Raw genomic sequence first — 18,212 nt, 5'->3', positions numbered from 1 at the left:
GGGCATCTATCATCTGCCAATGCGGCACGCATTAATCTCAGACACGCAAGCTGTAAAGGAAAAACATCGCCAAGGTAAGAGAATCAGACCAGAGCTAGCATAGACGCTATAGCTCATCTAAATCAAGGAGTCTGTCAAGACTTTTGTGCATGTATTTTTCTCTATTATAAAACACGCACAGCAAGCATGCCTATAACAGGCAACCAGACCTGACATCAACCGGCTGAAACAGTCGCCCGGCCCTGGCGGGAAATCGGTCGTAATCTCACCACCACTATTCAAAAAGGGTTAGGCCTGAGCATCATTATTGCGCCCTGAGCACTAATCGCCATCATCACAAGAGCTGGTGGCTTCTTCTATGGCATCCCATATGGCCTGATCTATAGCATCATCATCGGATTAGTCAGTGGCATTGCCAGTATTCTCACTGGAATCCTTCACAGCGGTTGGTCAAGTACCATTCCTTGAAGAACACCAGCTGGCGTATGCGAATGAAGGCATACGCAACTCAGCTCGCAACGCCCTGATTGCCGCTGGCTTATTCGGCGTCGTAGGAGGTATTGCCAGCGGACTCGTATGCGGGTTTACCTTTGGCTAGATCGGCCAACTCCCTCATTGGCGGCGTGTTGAGTTAGAAAGGCAAGAGGACAAAGGTAAAAAAGTTATCGAATAAAAATATCTTGTATTTTCACTGGTAGATCACAAGGAATTGAACACAAGCCACAGCCCCATTCTTCATAAAATCAGCAGTATAACCACATTTCATAAACTAAAGAGACAATTGATCTTCATTTGTCTGTTTGAGCAACTTCTTTTCTCAAGGTATAATACGGAAAATACCGCTGAAAGAAAAGAGACTGTATGCAAGCAGCAAATATTGTGCAAGAAGCAAGAAATAGCCTGTCTGGACTGCCTTCCTCGCAGGTCCTTCACGCGCTCACCTACCTGAAGGAAGGCGCCCCCAAGAATGAGGATGGCTCTGATCCACACGCAACATTGCGTGCCCAAGTCCTCAAGGAGTTGCAGAACACACTCTCATTGAAAGACCGCCCGCTCCTTCGCTTTCTGATGGAACAAGAAATCACTTGTCGCAAGAATGACATCGAAACAGAGAGTGATAACATCCACCTTAGTGGTTTTCTGCTCTTTCTGCTCGGTCAGCTTGAGGATGTAGAGCTACTGTGGAAAGCCAAAAGAGCATCCTTTGATACCTGGTGTGGTTTTGATATTCAGTTTCTAGTTGGTGCAGGGGTCTCTACTACCCTGATATACCTCCACTCCATCGAGCAGGAATGGGCAAAGAAAGCAAGAACGTATATCGAAGAGTGCCAGCAAACAGGAGACTTAGACGACCTGGAGCGTTATCGTCGCGCGATGCAGAGGTATTTTGAGATAGAACCCTCTGCGGAGGAAGCAAACACAACGGAACACCCCGAGACGCAGTAATCAGAAATTGGTGATTCCAAATCTGATCCGTTAAAGAAAATTTAGAAGCAGATCAAATTACATTCCAAAATTTCCTTTCAGAGTTTCCTGAGTGGTTAATAAGCTAAATTATTCTGATATCCTCCTGAAGGATATGGGCCTCCGTAGTGTGCTTAGATTTTGTCAGAACCAGGTAAAATCTGCTGGGCGAGCTCTCCATTTACCCTCACTCCTTGGGCAGTTATCGGCGAAACTGCCGAACCTTTATTTGCACCACATCCTTATTGGTCAAGCATCTGCGATGACAGCCAAAAACCAGGAATATACATTTCACTGACTAATCCTATACATGGTGTATCGCTTTTATCATGAGAATGAGCTATTATATTTATTGGCTAAAATGAATATGATAAATATTAGTGCTTTGTAAACAGGAGATTCAACATATGTTGATGAATAGTTCTCTTTCCCTTGTGCCCCAAACTTCATTTGAAGGGCCAACCTTACCCGTTGATTTTCCAGCGCTGCACATTGGTGTGGCTGAATATGCAGAGGGGCCAACCGGTTGTACCGTTTTCTACTTCCCCGATGGGGTGGCGACGGCAATAGATGCGCGTGGAGGATTGGTCGGTAAGACTGGCGATTATGAACGCAACCATGCAATTTGTTTCGCTGGTGGCTCTATTTATGGACTGGAAGCTGCAAGTGGAGTCACTGCCGCCATCTTTGAGCAACGGGCTTCTGCCCTCCAAACGAAGGCGTCGGTTTCCAGCAAACATATGGCTTTAGTTTCTGGAGCCATTATCAATGATTATGGGGCACGTGACAATGTCATCTATCCTGATCTTCAATTGGGAAAAGCCGCCCTCCAAGCGGCGCGCCCTGGTCTTTTTCCTCTGGGGGCGCGAGGTGCTGGCCGATCAGCCACGTGCGGCAATATCTTCAATCTCACACACAAAGAGCCTTCGGGACAAGGTGGTGCCTTTCGCCAGATTGGAGACACCAGGATTGGCGTATTCACGGTCGTCAACGCCGTTGGTATCATCATTGATCGGCAGGGCCAGGTTGTACGGGGTAACCGCGACCCCAGGACCGGTCTACGCCTCTCTCCCGTTGAGGATCTGGAACAGCGACTTGCTCGTGGTGAAGTGGTCACTACGGCCTTTGGCAATACCACGCTGACACTTGTCGTTACTAATCAATGCTTACGTCCAGAAGAACTGCGCCAATTAGGAAGGCAAGTCCATAGCTCGATGGCGCGAGCTATTCAACCATTTCAGACCATCAATGATGGTGATGTGTTATATACCGTGACGACCAATGAAGTAAACGATGCTCGTGTCAGTGGAACGATGCTCGGAATACTGGCATCAGAACTGGCATGGGATGCGGTTCTCAACAGCGGGCCAGCGCAATAAGACTTTCTAAGAAAAAAGGAAGGAACCACTTTCTGCCAATGAAGCTGGCTTTGTCGAGGATACGATCGCGGCCATTGGACAGAGGACGATCCACACCTACCATACCGAAGGTGCCGGAGGGGGCCATGCGCCCTATATCATCCGTATCGCCTCATTTCCAAATATCCTGCCATCCTCAACCGATCCTACCATGCCTTTTACACAAAGCGAGCGAGAAAGCCCTCGTCATTCATGACTCTGTTGGGAAATTTTGTGCAGACATCGGAACATCACAGTCGAGCCACCTCCCTGAGACGAGCAAAGGGCGTAGCTTGGCGCTCGGGACGCGAAAGTGTCCCTTGCATTTGTGCTTGAAGATGCGCGATGATGCGTACCACATTGATCCCGGCCGCAATCTGTACATGGTGCAGATGCGTCTTTCGCTCCCCGCGATAAGGACTCCGTCGCATTCTGGTCCGACGCGCTGCTTGTGAAATGGTTCCTTCAACACCAGCACGCAGGGCGTATTCCTTCTGGAAAGCAGACGTGTCTTGCTCTTTTCGACGCTGCTCTAATGCCTCATAGGCTTCTTGAGGCAGAAGTTTGAGAATACGCCCCTTGGCCCCAGTTGTGCAGTGTTCTCGTGCCATGCACGCCTGACAGCATTGGGGAGGAAAACGAACCTCAATCTTGCCTGTGCCGTGTCGGTCAAGAAACGGAGCTCATCGCTGGCTCAGATGGCCTTGAGGACAACGGACCCGTTGCTGGTGCCAATCCACTTCAAAGTCGTACAGCCCATACCCCTCTCCAGCTTGCGCTTGCCAACTGGTTGACTCCTGGAGCGGACCCATCATCTCGGTTCCTTGTTTGGCTTGCTCGACAAGAGAGGTGGCACTGGTGTAGCCTTGATCCACGAACAGGGCCGAAGGGGCCACCTCGCGTTCACGCAGGTCCTGCAGGATCGGTTCCACTGCCATGCTATCAGGAGTCGTCGCCGGGACCGTGTGAACCTGGACAATCAGATGGGGCATGTGCGGATCTTGATCACAGGTCTCTGTCAGATGGATCTTGTACCCTAACCAGATGAGTTCTCGTTTGCGAGCCGAGCGTGCTTGTTCATCGTAGGGCGACACGATCCGGTCCTCGTTCGTGACCGCAGGCCCATCACGCCATCGCACTCCAGTCTGGCTACGCTCGTAATGCTGATCAAAGACCTGTCGGAGACGGATGACAGAGGGCAATTGGCCCAGAGCTGCGGGCGTTTCTTGCCGTTCGAGACCATCGAAAAGCCGTGCCACATCCTCTCCTACTTGCTTGCGTAGGGCCTGTTGTTTGCTCTCCTGCTTGGGAAAGCGTGTCATCTCAAAACGGTGAGCAGAACGATCGAACCAGTCGGGGGCCATATGCAAAAGCAACCACTCCGGGTTCTGCTTCGCCAGGTCATTGAGCGCGGCCCGCATACTCTCACCAACACTTTCCAGGCTGTTGAGCGTTCGCACCGCAGCGAGTACTGCGCTTGAATCCGTCCGTTGTTTGCCGCCGGCTTTGAGCCAGCCCCGTTGCCGGCTGACTATCAAGATGGGTTCGAGCACGAGAGACTCGGCATGGGCGTCGATGAGCCGTTGGCGAAAATCGCATAAAATGGTAAAATCGAACCCTTCGTCGTCTAAAGGTAAACTACAGGGTAGGCCGCTGGCGAGTTCCTCCGCAAAGAGCGGAGCACTTTTCCATCGGCCCCCCACCGAACCGGACGGGAACCTTTCGATTCATCCGGCTCTCTGGTAATGTTCATTCGAGGCGATGAGATGTCAGCGGTTTCCCGGCATGAATAGCTTTGTGGCAGGATTGGCAGACAACCAGTGTTTTTCGATGACGTGCCGCCATCGTTTTGACCCACGCTGGCTTTTCAGGCCGACCATAGCGTTCAAGATCCTTCAGAGCTCGGATATGGTGGACTTCGATCTGCGTATGCGAGTCACAGAGTTCACATGTCTCCGCAAGCAGTCGTTGAACGATTTCCGTTCGCCCATTCCAATAAAGGTAGGGATCATCATTGAGAACCGCCTCCATACGGCGTTGCAGAGGAATACCACCCCATTGGGCAATGAGGGGGTCTTTCCCTTCCCGCTGGATGACCGTTTGCAGTCCTTTGTAGACTTTCCCATCGGTCATCAGGGTGGCTCGGAAGCGTTCGTAGACTTGATGCACTGAGATTTTGAGTTTGGCTGCCAGTGTTTTGACCAGGGATTGCTCCATGATCCACTTCAGCTTGTTTAATCCATAGACATTGTGAGCCAGGCGGTAATACTCCACGACGCCCCGATACACCCCCTGGTAATGCACGATGATCGAAAAGACCGAGTCATTGAGCATCTCCGTGCGATGGATTGGCTTGTTATGGGTCATGTACCGCTGGCATTTGGCTTGGATTACTGCCGCAGGAAGAGAGAGTTCTATCTTCCCGTTGAGCACACGTCGCTTGTAGTACGCTTGCTCATGCGCATCGTTGCGCTGAAAGGTCGAGATTTCATACCCAAGGAATTTCGCCTTTTCCGTGCGCATATGGGTAATAAGCGTTTTGGTTTCTGAGAGGTCCAGTTTGAGAGACTCACGCAGGAACATTCCCAGTTGGCGTTTGATTTCCTTGGCATCTTCCTTTGGCCCGATGATTCCCAGGCAAAAGTCGTCTGCATAGCGACAATACCGGAGCCGTCGGTAATCGGGATCGTAGGGATCGATCGAAGGAAGAGAGCGCCGCTGTTGTTCCAGGCTTTTCGTTTCTTCTTGCTTTCCCTGCTGCCGCTTTCGACGGATGGTACTGCTGAGGCGAGTGTAGATGGGGTTGGCCTTGCGGCGTTCTCCCCTGGTGTATGCTGGGATGAGCGTGTCTTCGACAAAGGTATCCAGATGGCTGAGCACGATATTGGAAAGTATTGGACCAAGAATTGAGCCTTGCGGTGCACCGCTTAATGTGCGGTTCCATTTCCAGTTTTCTAGATATCCTGCTTTCAGCAAACTGCGGATGAGTTGAAGAAAGCGACCATCATGAATATATTTTGCCAGGGTATCGAGCAACAAGTCGTGCGACAAGTTGTCGAAGCAGGCAGCAATATCTCCCTCAATGGTCCAGGTTACTCCAGCCCAATGGTCGTAAATGTCCTTGAGAGCCGTATGGCAACCTCGTCCGGGCCGAAAACCGTGGGAGTGTTCAGAAAAAGTTGGTTCGAAGTATGCCTCAAGTATGAGGCGAATAACTTCTTGTAACAGCTTATCTGACCACGTTGGAAGACCCAGAGCGCGCGTCTTCGTGCTGTTCCGCTTTGGAATGACAACCCGTCGCACCGGTTTCCATTGATACCGTTCCTGACGTAATGCGTTGATGATCGCATCAATTTTCGCCAGGGACATGCTATCAACGGTTTCCGTTGTGACCCCCTGGGTCATGGCTCCTTTGTTCCGATAGATTTTGCCGTAAGCAATCAGGTACCATTCACGATTGAACAATTGTCGATACACGCGGGTCAATGGTAATCGCTTTTTCCCACGTTCTCGAACGAGTTCCAAGTAAACCCTGGCCTCCTGCATTACGCATACCTCGTTTCGTGTTGGAACTCCACATTTCCTGTCTTCCTTCCCCCTGTGGCTGGCTTTCCCAACCGCCCTGGTGGGTCGTGACTCCCACGAGTAGTATGAAGACTCTGTGACCCTAAGCCTCGCAGCTCGTAGGCCATCCCGTGGTACGTCATGGTGATACGTCCGAGCGTGACGTAGGCACGCAATTCATCCCCTTTGCCAACTTCATTAGCTGGTCCCCAATATGAAGAAGGGTGCAGTAATCGCCCTAAGTAATTACTGCATCATATGGCATCGGTAATAGACGCTATGACCGATGGGTGAAATATGACACCACATGGAGATTTGCATTTGAGCAGTGTAGCTCTTGCCATATCACGCGAGCCTTGCAGAACAGCACCCTAAGCGTCTTCGAATGTTTTCTGCGTTTCCAACATGCTCTTGTCCCCTTTCCTTTTCAGGTCCAGGTAAGTTGGATGACTCAAGAATCTCCCTTCTCATTCTTCCTGGCTGCACCAGGGATATCACCATGCGCCACACGGCGCAACAAGGCGTATTTCCAATCAATGCGCGCCCGCACTGCTTCTGCTGCTTGGCGATCTGTGAGGTGCTCAATGGTTTGTAATACTGTCACTACGGCCAAACGCCAGGGAGTTTCTGCATTCCGTCCACGCTTGGGGAACAGATGAGCAAAGGTCTCATCTGTATAGATGCTTGCCAGTTCGTCTCGTAAAACCATCGCGAGCGTCCCTTTGGGGAATGCTCGATGGGCGATCCGGCTCGTTGTTTCTGGAACCTCATCTAGCCGTCTCGGTTTCATGGACATGAGCATGCTCCTTTGCTTCTCGTCTTTCACTCCATTCCTGTCAAGGGGGGATTTTTTCTCACCTTACCATCTTTGCTCTTCCTTGACGAGTTGTCTGAACAAAATTTCCCAACAGAGTCATTCATGCGGGGGATGAATCGCCGTTCCTTGTTTTGGGGCTGGTGCACAGTGGCATGTTGACAGAGCATGTCGCATCAACTATACTAGTCTACATGAGTGATGCGTATATCCATGAACAGCATGCGGTCCACCACATATTGTACCACATCATTTTTTGCCCGAAACGACGACGCAAGGTGTTGGTAGGTCCGGTGCATGATCGGTTAAAAGAGGAGATTGAACACGTGGTAGAGGAAAACCAGTGGCACATTGTCCGGCTGGCGATTCAACCCGATCACGTCCATCTCTTCATTCAGATCACCCCTTATACCACGCCCACCGATGTGGCACGGCTCATCAAAGGTCGCTCGTCCAACCATCTGCGCAAGCAATTTGAGCACCTGAGACGGATGCCGTCATTGTGGACCCGTTCGACATTCTATTCAACTGCCGGGCATGTGAGTCAGGAGATTATTGACGCCTATATTGCCCGCCAATCAAGGTCCTAGCAGGAAGGGGGGACACGAGGCTATGCTCATCTACGAATACAAACTTGATGGCACAAAGGCACAATACGCTGCCATTGAAGATGCAATCAGGATCACGCAATTCATCCGTAACACGTGTATCCGGCAGTGGATGGATGGCCGTGGTATCGGTCGCAATGATTTGCAAGCCTCGTGTTCCCCCCTTGCTCAGGAATTTCCTTTTGCCAGCAAGCTCAATTCGATGGCACGGCAAGCCGCAGCGGATCGGGCGTGGTCTGCGATTTCCCGCTTCTATGACAACTGCAAACAGAAGAAATCAGGGAAGAAAGGTTACCCCCGTTTTCAGCATGATAATCGTTCAGTGGAATACAAAACCTCTGGGTGGAAATTGAACGCAGACGGCAGACACATCACCTTCACCGATGGCTGTGGGATTGGATGCTTGCGTCTGGTGGGCACGCGAGCCATTGAAACCTTTCCAGTCAAACAGATCAAGCGGGTTCGCCTCATTCGGCGTGCAGACGGCTACTTCTGTCAGTTTGCCGTGCAGATAGATCGGGTCGTCGAACATGAGATGACAGGAGCGATCACCGGCATTGACGTGGGACTCAAAGCCTACTACACCGATGCCAATGGCACTACTGTGGAAAATCCCCGCCACTATCGCAAAGCCGAGAAACGTCTCAAGCGGTTGCAGCGTCGTCTCTCCAAGACAACCAAGGGCGGCAAGAACCGTTTGAAGGCCAGAAAGACGTTGGCAAAAGCACACCTGAAAGTCCAGAGGCAGCGCGAAGATTTCGCTCGCAAAGAGGCGAACGCGCTTGTGACATCTCACGATCTCATTGCCTTTGAAGACTTGAAGATAGCGAATCTCGTGCGCAATCACCACCTGGCCAAATCGATCAATGATGCATCCTGGGGCCGCTTCCTGGCCTGGGTGCAATACTATGGGGCGTTGCACACCATCCCCGTGATCAAGGTCGCACCACATTTCACCAGCCAGAACTGTAGCGGCTGTGGCACGCTCGTCAAGAAAAGCTTGAGCGTGCGTACCCACGTCTGTCCCAAGTGCGGACTGCTCATAGACCGCGATGAGAATGCCGCTCGTAATATTCTGGCAAAAGCGTTGGCAAAACGAGAGCAACGGGAACAGGACCGTACCGTAGGGCATACGGGAACGGATGCGCCGTTGAGTGCATGAAACGCTTCTGGACATTGGGCCTCTACTTGCTGGTAGCAATATCCGTGAGCAAGTTCGATGGATGAAGGAAGAATCCCCGCGTCTTTAGACCGGGGAGTGTCAATAGAAACACGAGCCGAGATCGAAAGGGAATGAATACGATTGGGATTGCGCCGCTGTTCACGAGCATCTCGGTGCATGATGCCCTCCCAAGCTATCAGAGCTATCATTGTGCAAGTCCATCACTTGCGCGATCTAACCATTGTGGAGAAAGAGCTCAAACAGAATTGGGCAAAGGATACGGAAAGGTTGCTCTTGGACGTGAAAGAGGCTGTTGATACAAAGAAAGCTGACAACTCGTCGTGAGCTATCAGCTTGAGATCGCTAGGATTATTCTGGTTAATAATGTAATCCGACGATGATCCATCTGGTTGCTTTAGCCTAAATTGTAAGCCACCACATCACATGGCCCCTGTCCACCATCGCTAAAAAGATTAGGACCTCTTGTCCAGGTACACCATTCAAAGCGTTCAGGGATAATTGCCGAGATTGTTCCTTGGTCATCTGGAGTACCGCAATTATTCGAATAGAGATGTCCAGACGTGATCTTTACCATCGCTCCGTAGAGTCCATACCCCCTCGACATAGGGGGGATGGTTAACTGGATCAGGCTTCCTGTTGTCGATGTTTGAATCTTACTAACAGTATTACTAACCCGATGTACACTTTCGTAGATGGCATCTGCCTGAGCTTCTGCCGTAACCTCAAGGTTGGCTGCTCCGTTGAACAGAGGGGCATCTGCACTGGCTTCTATACCGGCCTGAACTTCAGCACGAAACTTCTCTATTTTTGTGTCGCTGGTTGAGATTGAGACTGAAGCGCTATGGCTCGCACTAAGTGTAAAAATTTCTTTATTCGCTGTGCCATTATAAGCGGACTCAAAGTCAACAACGTCCAATGCCTCGCCTTGATTCTGCACCTGGTCATAAACGTAGGTTGGTTGGCACGTAGGCGTTGCAGTTGCACGTGCATTACCTTCTGTGTCGTTGCCACCACAGGATGCAAGTGAAATGAGAACCAAGAGGAAGAGTATGCCGAAACGTACTATGCGAGGTATTCTAGTCACCTGTGGCTCCTTTATTTATGATATATATGGCGTGATCTTAGTTTACCGCAAAAGGGATGGAGGCTTCCTTGCTCGACTTATAGTCAATCTCGATAGTATAGTCGCCCGTCGCGTTGAGCAACACTGATTTTTCATAGACTGCGGTACCAGATTTGATAGAGACTGGTAAACTAGTATCCTCTAGGTCAACACCATTGAATATTTTTAAGGTTGCTATAGCATTGCTATCAGATGTATTAATAGTAAAGACAACGTACAATGTCTGCCCAACCTGAAATGTTCCACTTTCTCCTCGTACTGCTTGTTGTTTTTGATCGAAACCCGTTCCTACCTGAATGGCTGTAATATGTTGTCCGGTAATAGCTCCTGACGGATTCCCTCCACAGGCTACCAACGAGAGAAAGGCGACGAGAAGCAAACAAATCCCTATGCCCATTGCGGTGAATCGTCTCATGCAGCCTCCTGTCTACTGAAAATCATCTACTATTGATAAGCATGTCTACAATGCAAATGTTTTATAATACCTCACTATAAATAACGCATAAGCTCAACAAATATCAATTCTTGCTTACGCTGGCCGGTTCTATTATAGAAATTTGCAGATTAAGCGGTTCTTCTGCAAATCCGATGAATACAGTTTCCTTGCTGATAGGAAAGTACACCTTCACACTGCTGCCGCCAGAAGAAGAGTAAAGGCGTGAAACAGCAAAACACTTCGGCTAGAGTTGAATGCCAAAGAGCTGAAATGTCACCACCGTCACAACGATAGCCAGGCAGGTGCCAGCAATGGCTTGCAGAACGGTATGGGCGCGCACTTGCCATCGTGCCCAACCAACCAGGAACACGAGCGGTGAGAGAGCAAGCAAGCGAGGGCCGAAGAGAAGGACAAAGACCGTCACAGCACCTGCTATACCAACCAGGTGCAAGCTAATCTTCCAATAGCGTGTTACGATGAGCGAAATACCGCAGGCGACGATCACCGCCACCACGTAGCGATGAGAATAGGAGACGCATGCAAGGCGTAGAGGCCAGCAAAGCTGAGCAGCATACACGTCAGGCCAAAGAAGAGCGGTACAAAACGCTGCTCACGTTGACTGACATGGTGATCCGTCAGCTTCCCTTTTCGCACCCCCTGCCAGATAAACAGAAATGGGGCCACCGAAATACCAAGAATAGGAATGATCCACCAGAGGAAAGCATGCACAACATCAGGCGCAGTCACAAGTGCAATCACTAAAAATGTCGGGAGCGCCACAAACAAGGGGTTTGAGATCTCGGAAACCACCCGTGCCAGTTGCTGCTGAAGGGTCCTATCCTCTGAGGCTTTTTCCATCTCTTCTGCTTTGCGTACCTTTCTCAATACCAATACTACCTGCAGCCAAATCTTTGGATAACAACTCACGTTTGCCTGATATTCTCGAAAACCACTCCTGCCTCTGGCACCCTGGCATTATCACCTGGAGATAAACGCCAGTGACCAAACCATCCTGTATGTAAGAACGTTAAGTTTGCTGATTAATACACAATAAGGTTTCGCAAAACAGCAGCATTATAACTATGTCACTGTAAGTATGGCCGGAGATCCATTTATCAGGTTGCATGACCATAAATATGGGTTCTTTATATTATGTACAAAACAGCCATATGATGCCACCTATCATACACCAGGTGCCCCGCTTTCACAGTATACTAAGATGGAACCAACAAAGGAGGCGGCCATGCCATCAGAGACATCCGTCATTACAGTTGTTTGTGATAGCCGGAACTTCCATTCTTGTAGATAGTGATGAGAGGGCAACACGTATGAGCCAACGCATCCCTCGCCAGATGTATGCCGATCTCTATGGTCCTACGACCGGCGATCGCGTACGACTGGCTGATACCGAGTTACTGATTGAGATTGAGAAAGATTATACCGTTTACGGCGATGAGATTACCTTCGGTGGCGGCAAGGTGATTCGTGACGGCATGGGCCAGAGCAGCCGCGCCAGCCGTGAGAGTACCCCTGGCACCCTGGATCTGGTGATCACCAACGCGATCATCATCGACCACTGGGGCATCGTCAAAGGCGACATAGGCGTTCGTGATGGTCGCATCGTCAAAGTGGGGAAAGCCGGCAATCCCGATACGATGGATGGCGTTGATCCTGAGCTGGTGGTTGGCTCCGGAACCGAAGTGATCGCTGGCGAGAACATGATCGTGACGGCCGGCGGCATCGACTCACACATCCACTTTATTTCACCACAGCAGGTCTATGAGGCCATGTCCAACGGCATCACCACCATGATCGGTGGTGGTACAGGTCCCGCCACGGGTACTAACGCGACCACCTGTACACCGGGCGCATGGAATATAGCGAGGATGCTCCAGGCGGCCGAACACTGGCCCGTCAATTTCGGCTTCCTGGGCAAGGGCAATACAGCGACCCCCGAGCCGCTGGAGGAGCAGATACGCGCTGGCGCCTGCGGACTCAAATTGCATGAGGACTGGGGTACCACTCCTGCGGCCATTGATACCTGTCTCAAGGTCGCGGACCAGTATGATGTTCAGGTGGCCATCCATACGGATACTATCAATGAAGCTGGCTTTGTCGAGGATACGATCGCGGCCATTGGACAGAGGACGATTCACACTTACCACACAGAAGGTGCTGGCGGGGGCCATGCTCCTGATATTATCCGTATCGCCTCATTTCCAAATATCCTGCCATCCTCGACCAATCCTACGATGCCTTTTACCAAAAATACCATACCACGTCGTTTCCATCTTGGAACTGTTCCAGTGTTAGGCCAAACTTTTCTAGAAATGCCATGTCATCTAAACAGATGTTAACGTTTTTAATGGTTTTAGGTTTCCACGTTCCTTCTCTAACGCCAAGGTGATCAGCCTGATGCAATATGCTTCTCCAACTTCTCTGTGGAAGAGCTTTCATAATCTCTAGCTGGCTCTTATCCCGGTACATGTCTCGCAAGATTTTATTATCATCCGACCTCCACTTCTTATTGCCCTTGCCCTTGTCAATAAAGGCCGTTTCTACTCCCCAGTTCCCATACATCCACACAATGGTTATACGGTAAAAGCGGGGGCTGACATAATCGAGTTTCAGCTCTTTAATTAAAAGCTTAAGCAATGATTTGCGCAGTCCAAACGAATGTTTATGCCAGGACTGTTCCAAGTCTTTTAGCTCCTCTTCAAACGTGCCCAATACAATTTCTTGAGACGACTGAGCAATTTGTACTAACTCAGCTTCTGCTTCTGACTTTCTACCCAACAGCTTCTCAATCTGCGTTTCTAAGCGAGCAACCACAACGTCGGTTTTAATCTTACCCATATTCACAGTCAGCGTATCAATTTCTTCATCAATAGCTTCGATACTTTGTTCGAGCCTCCTCTTCCTCTTTGCATTTTTCTCGATAATGGCGGCTCGTTTCTTCTCCATATCACCAATGTCTATGTCTTGTAACTGTAAGCGTTCGAACAGCTGGGCTACGATAGCATCTTCTACAACATCGGCATATGCTGAAACTACAGTCTCCCGAGACATACCATCATAAACACGCACTTTATAGTGATACCATTGAGCACTTCTTCCATAAGACACAGTGGCCTTAGGATCTGACGAAGTAAATGTAAAAAGTGGTTTGCGCTCCGCATAGGTTATCTGGGAATATTTAACAACCCGACGCACACGATTGGTCGGAGTACCGTCTGGCCGAAAATCTCTTAAGCGGTCATAAACTGACCAGAACAAATCTTCCTCGATGATAGCCGGATGATTATCTACTCGTGTAACGCCTTCACGCTTAAATATACCAATGTAAACCTGATTCGTCAGGATTTTCTCAATCGTCGACTCACAAAAGGAAAAGCCACCATTCTGGACGCGCAGGTTGCATTTACTTGTATCAGAGGGGTGAACCCAACTCTCAAAAGCGGGGAAAATATAGGGCATTGCCTGTAATTCTCGTTTGAACTCAACAAGATCATAACCTAGCTTAACAAAGCGAACAAAAAGCCAGTGAACAATCTTCGCATGAGGCTTGTAGATGATAAACTTGCCGTAGCGGGGATCTTCCTCATTTCTCTCAGTAATATAGCCAACCGGGATAGATCCCATGCCTGCCCACATTCCACTTCTGGCAGCCAGACTACGCCGCCTGTGCATAGTTCCACGTACATGGTTTTCGATATAGGCGGCTGCCATCTGCACTTCCATCCTAAACATCTCTGCATGTTGTAGATTGGCAAAATTATAGGTCATCCGCTTACTTTCAATATGGACAAAAACATCATTCTCGCGGCACAGCTTGATAAAGATATTACTATCGATCCGGTCCTCGTCTCGAAAGAGACGGTCCACATACTCAGCAATAACGACACCAACATTGGAGGTTGGACTTTCAATAGCATTACAAATAGCCTTCAAACCGGGCCTGCGATCAATAGGCCATGTCCCCGAAGCATCTTTAATACTTACATTTCCGTCTGAATCCACCACCTCGTTTTCTACGAATAGGGTAACGCTCCCCGTTGTCCCATCATCTTTGAAACCCAAGGTATTTTTTACATAATCAAGCAACCTGACAGTTTGAGAAATATGTGATTGTATATTCTCAACAACTTGTTCTTTATCAGACTGTCGCCCATACAAATATGCATCGCGGCTTGTATCAATTCTGGGGTTATACAACTCTTCTGTAGCATAAAATTTTGTCGGTTTCTTCCGTTTGGCTACCATTAAACTTCCTCTTTCTAGCTAAAGGCTTGTCTTGATCTCCTTCAGAGACGGCTGATCTGCATTTGATTTCCTCTTTGGGTTTTCTAAAAAGAGCTCAATCAAAATTTCTCGAATCATCTCTTTCTCTGGCTCAGTCATATATGCTCCTGGTTTTCATAATCACCTGGCAAAATCTGCCCTACTCATAATGAAATCAGGATAGCGAACGCAGAAAAGAAATGACGAGAAGATTCTTGCTGAATTTTTCCTCCAATCTTATAGGGATATGCGGACGTATCGTGATAGAACATCAAAATTAGCGTTCTTCAATCACAGTCAATATCCCTGAATGGTATTATACAGCAATAAATAGAAATTTAACAGATTATTAGTCCTTAAAAAATAATAAACAAGAATCAAAATGAATATTTGTGAAGTTAATTGACCACGCAGAATATACATACTATAATGACCTAAATACTGATAGGAGAGGCTAATGGCGGAGCAAGAAGAAGTTATGCTAACTGTTAAGCAGATAGCAAAGAGAATGAGCGTCGATGAAAAAACCGTGCGCAATTGGATCACAAAGCAAGATTTAAAAGCATTTAATGTGGGTGGCCGGCGCCCAGAATATCGCATTAAACCTAGCGACTTCGAGGAGTTTCTTAACTTGAGGAGAGCTGGAAATTAAAAACAATTATTGTGCCCTATGCTGCATTGAGTTAACAAGAAAGAAACTCTCGTTAAGATTCCCATTGCTATCAATATTTTGATGGGACAGCATTAACAGGTAACTGGATACAAGATCATTTTCGGTAACAAACCCTACAATGTTAAGACATGACAGAATCAAATAGAAACGTTTCTCGCGCTATTTCGGTTCCATCCTTGCTAACAGAGGCTACTTTGTATACTAAACTTTCAGCCATATGCCAAATGTGATTAGCTAACCCACCGACTCATAAAACATCTGTCCACGTCATACTCTTTAATTTATAAATGCAATGTCATGCCAATCGACACCCATGTCTGGCGTACACGCAAACGTCGTCTGGATCTGTTCAACTCAAAATAAACGCCAATCAAGTTCATACTACCTTTGCTATAACCATCGTACCCTACTGAACCCTATGTCCTCTACGTCGGCCTCATCCACTAGGGCTGCCATATCCAACCACACCCAAGCCCAAAATGCAGCAATTTCCTCCTCAATAAAGTAGGTCAATATCTATATGGTTACGGTGAAGCAATCCAAAGAGAAACCTCGGAAATTTAAACCGAGCGTCTGTGTGAATGAACCCAGTGAGTTCGATTCCCATAAATAAATATAATAAATTAATGGAATTTCTTATTTCATGCTAACAAACATTTTAAGCAATAACGTAAGCATAATTACATTGATATTAATAACCATTTCGGTTAAAATTCATATTATATTATATAGTCATTAAAATCTAGTAGTAAGGAACATATAATGAATGAGATTCGTGGTATGGCAAAGACTGTTCGCCAACTACTGGCGGATACTAAGTATTCAGTTGATTATTATCAACGCGAATATAAATGGGAAGAGAAGCAGTTGAAAGAGTTGATTGACGATTTGGCATCTCGCTTCCTACAAGATTATGAAGCAGGGCATGCTCGTTTTTCTGTTGCTGACTATGGTCATTATTTCCTGGGCTCAATCATTATTAGTAAGAAAGAGAATCAGAGTTTTATTATTGATGGACAGCAACGCCTGACGAGTTTGACGCTCTTCCTCATTTACCTGAACAATTTACAAAAAGCATATAAAGATCCAGTTGAAATCAACAGTCTGATTTTCTCAGCTCACTTTGGTCAACGTTCATTTAATATGAATGTTGAAGAATGGGCTAGTTGCCTGGACGCTCTATATACTGGGCGGCCTTTCGATGAAGTGGATAAGCCAGAATCGGTACAAAATATTGTCCAACGTTATAGTGAAATTGAGACGCTGTTACCTGAAGAGATAGTCGATGGGGCACTACTCCATTTTATTGATTGGCTCACAGAGAAAGTTCATCTTGTTGAGATTACAGCATATTCAGATGAAGATGCCTATACAATTTTCGAGACAATGAATGATCGAGGACTTTCTCTCAATCCAACAGATATGCTTAAGGGATATTTGCTGGCGAAGATCTCAGATGTCAAGAAACGAAATACGATGAATGTGCTCTGGAAACAACAGATAACAAAGTTTGAAGCATTTTATAAAGAGGCTCCAGCTGATTTCTTTAAGACCTGGCTACGTAGTCAGTATGCTGAAAACATTCGTGATCGCAAAAAGGGCTCTAAACCTGGAGATTTTGACCGTATAGGTACAGAATTCCACCGCTGGATACGTGATTATCAGAGTCGCATAGGCCTCGATAATCAGGAAAGTTTTATACAGTTTATTGAGCGAGATATGAATTTTTATGCTCGTCACTATAGGCATCTGCTAAAAGCTGCTAACTCCTTCCAAGAAGGCTGGGAGTCTATCTACTATAATGCTCAATTGGGATTCACCACACAATATCAACTCTTGCTGGCTCCACTGCTACCCGAGGATTCTGAAGAGGTGGCTCATCACAAGTTCAAATTGGTAGGGCTCTATCTGGATATTCTCCTCAACCGCAGACTCTGGAACTTACATAATATCGGCTTCTCAACAATGCAATATGCCATGTATCTGCTTATGCGCGATATCAGACGCCAATCTGTAGAGGAACTCAGGAGCAATCTTTATAACAGATTAAAGGCAGAAAAAGAAAGCTTTACCAGCAATACACGCTTTGGATTGAACCAAAGAAACTATTTCTTTATTCGACTTATGCTTATGCGCATAACTCACTACATTGAGCAAAAATCTAATTTCCCTTCACAGTATAAAACGTACATGACAAGTACGGGAAAGGCAAAATTTGAGGTGGAGCATATCTGGGCCAATAAGCCAGAACGCCATCGTGATGAATTCCCACAGCCAGCAGATTTTCATGAATATCGTAACCGCATTGGTGGCCTACTGTTACTACCAAAAAGCTTCAATGCGAGCTACGGTGCTTTACCCTATCCAGAAAAAGTAACACACTACTACAGTCAGAATTTGCTGGCCAAATCGCTATCGGAACAGAGCTACGAACATTGCCCAGGCTTTCTCCAATTTGCGGAACAATCGCATTTACCATTTAAGCCCTACGCTGCATTTAACAGAGAAGCGTTAGATGAACGCCAGGAACTCTATATTCAGATTGCTGAGCAGCTATGGAATCCAGAACAACTAATACATATATAGCTGGCTCCTGATAGCTATATATGTATTAGTTGTTGTCATTTATCATTAATGACGTGATCAATATCTGTAGAAAGGATTCATCA

15 protein-coding genes and 3 pseudogenes are annotated in these 18,212 nt (G+C 47.7%); 9 read left to right on the top strand and 9 right to left on the bottom strand.

What is annotated here, in order from left to right:
* Window positions 1–406: 406 nt before the first annotated feature.
* From KTT_RS33135 to KTT_RS33120, 4 genes and pseudogenes are all read left to right on the top strand, one after another.
* On the top strand, window positions 407–598 hold the full coding sequence (locus KTT_RS33135; protein WP_126602082.1) for a hypothetical protein: 192 nt from the start codon (window positions 407–409) through the stop codon (window positions 596–598).
* Between the two features lie 263 nt (window positions 599–861).
* On the top strand, window positions 862–1,446 hold the full coding sequence (locus tag KTT_RS33130) for a hypothetical protein (RefSeq protein ID WP_126602080.1): 585 nt from the start codon (window positions 862–864) through the stop codon (window positions 1,444–1,446).
* Window positions 1,447–1,871: 425 nt separating this feature from the next.
* Window positions 1,872–2,843 carry a P1 family peptidase gene (locus KTT_RS33125; RefSeq protein WP_126602077.1) on the top strand — a complete coding sequence of 324 codons (972 nt, stop codon included), beginning with the start codon at window positions 1,872–1,874 and terminating at the stop codon, window positions 2,841–2,843.
* A gap of 37 nt (window positions 2,844–2,880) precedes the next feature.
* Window positions 2,881–3,051: pseudogene (locus KTT_RS33120) on the top strand (amidohydrolase family protein); the annotation flags it as partial.
* A 61-nt stretch (window positions 3,052–3,112) separates the two neighbouring features.
* Here the strand turns inward: KTT_RS33120 and KTT_RS33115 are convergent.
* The 4 genes and pseudogenes from KTT_RS33115 to KTT_RS33100 all read right to left on the bottom strand — a co-directional run.
* Entirely contained in the window at window positions 3,113–3,511 is a 399-nt protein-coding gene (locus tag KTT_RS33115) for a transposase (RefSeq protein WP_126602075.1), read from the bottom strand.
* A gap of 33 nt (window positions 3,512–3,544) precedes the next feature.
* Window positions 3,545–4,564, bottom strand: a complete 1,020-nt coding sequence (locus tag KTT_RS33110) for a hypothetical protein (RefSeq protein WP_126602073.1) — start codon at window positions 4,562–4,564, stop codon at window positions 3,545–3,547.
* Window positions 4,565–4,610: 46 nt separating this feature from the next.
* Window positions 4,611–6,407, bottom strand: a complete 1,797-nt coding sequence (locus tag KTT_RS33105; protein ID WP_126601729.1) for a reverse transcriptase/maturase family protein — start codon at window positions 6,405–6,407, stop codon at window positions 4,611–4,613.
* Window positions 6,408–6,942: 535 nt separating this feature from the next.
* Window positions 6,943–7,221, bottom strand: a pseudogene (locus tag KTT_RS33100) (transposase); the annotation flags it as partial.
* A 212-nt stretch (window positions 7,222–7,433) separates the two neighbouring features.
* On the opposite strand from KTT_RS33100, the gene tnpA reads away from it, so the two are divergent.
* Window positions 7,434–7,829: an IS200/IS605 family transposase gene (gene tnpA, locus KTT_RS33095; RefSeq protein WP_126603326.1), complete on the top strand. Its 396-nt coding sequence runs from the start codon at window positions 7,434–7,436 to the stop codon at window positions 7,827–7,829.
* A 22-nt stretch (window positions 7,830–7,851) separates the two neighbouring features.
* Window positions 7,852–9,009 carry an RNA-guided endonuclease InsQ/TnpB family protein gene (locus tag KTT_RS33090; protein WP_126602069.1) on the top strand — a complete coding sequence of 386 codons (1,158 nt, stop codon included), beginning with the start codon at window positions 7,852–7,854 and terminating at the stop codon, window positions 9,007–9,009.
* Between the two features lie 415 nt (window positions 9,010–9,424).
* On the opposite strand, the gene KTT_RS33085 is transcribed toward KTT_RS33090, so the two are convergent.
* From KTT_RS33085 to KTT_RS33070, 4 genes are all read right to left on the bottom strand, one after another.
* Entirely contained in the window at window positions 9,425–10,114 is a 690-nt protein-coding gene (locus KTT_RS33085) for a hypothetical protein (RefSeq protein ID WP_126602068.1), read from the bottom strand.
* Window positions 10,115–10,151: 37 nt separating this feature from the next.
* On the bottom strand, window positions 10,152–10,568 hold the full coding sequence (locus KTT_RS33080; protein WP_126602065.1) for a hypothetical protein: 417 nt from the start codon (window positions 10,566–10,568) through the stop codon (window positions 10,152–10,154).
* 265 nt (window positions 10,569–10,833) lie between these two features.
* Entirely contained in the window at window positions 10,834–11,094 is a 261-nt protein-coding gene (locus KTT_RS33075) for a hypothetical protein (protein ID WP_126602063.1), read from the bottom strand.
* Complete coding sequence (locus tag KTT_RS33070) at window positions 11,091–11,447, bottom strand: hypothetical protein (RefSeq protein ID WP_126602060.1); 357 nt, start codon at window positions 11,445–11,447, stop codon at window positions 11,091–11,093. The genes KTT_RS33075 and KTT_RS33070 overlap by 4 nt, the downstream gene beginning before the upstream one ends.
* Before the next feature lie 470 nt (window positions 11,448–11,917).
* Between KTT_RS33070 and KTT_RS33065 the strand changes: the two are divergent.
* Window positions 11,918–12,865 (top strand): annotated as a pseudogene (locus tag KTT_RS33065) (urease subunit alpha); the annotation flags it as partial.
* Here KTT_RS33065 and KTT_RS33060 read toward each other — a convergent pair.
* A complete protein-coding gene (locus KTT_RS33060) occupies window positions 12,849–14,231 on the bottom strand; it encodes a recombinase family protein (RefSeq protein WP_235845986.1) in 1,383 nt (460 codons plus the stop codon). The pseudogene KTT_RS33065 and the gene KTT_RS33060 overlap by 17 nt on opposite strands.
* A gap of 1,096 nt (window positions 14,232–15,327) precedes the next feature.
* Here KTT_RS33060 and KTT_RS33055 point away from each other — a divergent pair.
* The gene (locus KTT_RS33055) at window positions 15,328–15,522 is read left to right on the top strand and encodes a helix-turn-helix domain-containing protein (protein ID WP_126602056.1); all 195 of its coding nucleotides are present in this window, start codon (window positions 15,328–15,330) and stop codon (window positions 15,520–15,522) included.
* 783 nt (window positions 15,523–16,305) lie between these two features.
* A complete protein-coding gene (locus KTT_RS33050; protein ID WP_126602054.1) occupies window positions 16,306–18,129 on the top strand; it encodes a DUF262 domain-containing protein in 1,824 nt (607 codons plus the stop codon).
* Window positions 18,130–18,212 lie beyond the last annotated feature (83 nt).

Origin of the sequence: Dictyobacter aurantiacus (assembly GCF_003967515.1) — a bacterium.
Lineage (GTDB): Bacteria > Chloroflexota > Ktedonobacteria > Ktedonobacterales > Ktedonobacteraceae > Dictyobacter > Dictyobacter aurantiacus.
Note: the sequence above shows the minus strand (reverse complement) of the source record. Positions and strands in the feature narration are given on the sequence as shown.

What these genes read in the sequence shown, in the direction of transcription:
- KTT_RS33070 (WP_126602060.1), bottom strand. Translation starts at nt 11,447, where the DNA reads ATGGAAAAAGCCTCAGAGGATAGGACCCTTCAGCAGCAACTGGCACGG.
- tnpA (WP_126603326.1), top strand. Translation starts at nt 7,434, where the DNA reads ATGAGTGATGCGTATATCCATGAACAGCATGCGGTCCACCACATATTG.
- KTT_RS33125 (WP_126602077.1), top strand. Translation starts at nt 1,872, where the DNA reads ATGTTGATGAATAGTTCTCTTTCCCTTGTGCCCCAAACTTCATTTGAA.
- KTT_RS33080 (WP_126602065.1), bottom strand. Translation starts at nt 10,568, where the DNA reads ATGAGACGATTCACCGCAATGGGCATAGGGATTTGTTTGCTTCTCGTC.
- KTT_RS33105 (WP_126601729.1), bottom strand. Translation starts at nt 6,407, where the DNA reads ATGCAGGAGGCCAGGGTTTACTTGGAACTCGTTCGAGAACGTGGGAAA.
- KTT_RS33090 (WP_126602069.1), top strand. Translation starts at nt 7,852, where the DNA reads ATGCTCATCTACGAATACAAACTTGATGGCACAAAGGCACAATACGCT.
- KTT_RS33130 (WP_126602080.1), top strand. Translation starts at nt 862, where the DNA reads ATGCAAGCAGCAAATATTGTGCAAGAAGCAAGAAATAGCCTGTCTGGA.
- KTT_RS33060 (WP_235845986.1), bottom strand. Translation starts at nt 14,231, where the DNA reads ATGGGATCTATCCCGGTTGGCTATATTACTGAGAGAAATGAGGAAGAT.
- KTT_RS33050 (WP_126602054.1), top strand. Translation starts at nt 16,306, where the DNA reads ATGAATGAGATTCGTGGTATGGCAAAGACTGTTCGCCAACTACTGGCG.
- KTT_RS33055 (WP_126602056.1), top strand. Translation starts at nt 15,328, where the DNA reads ATGGCGGAGCAAGAAGAAGTTATGCTAACTGTTAAGCAGATAGCAAAG.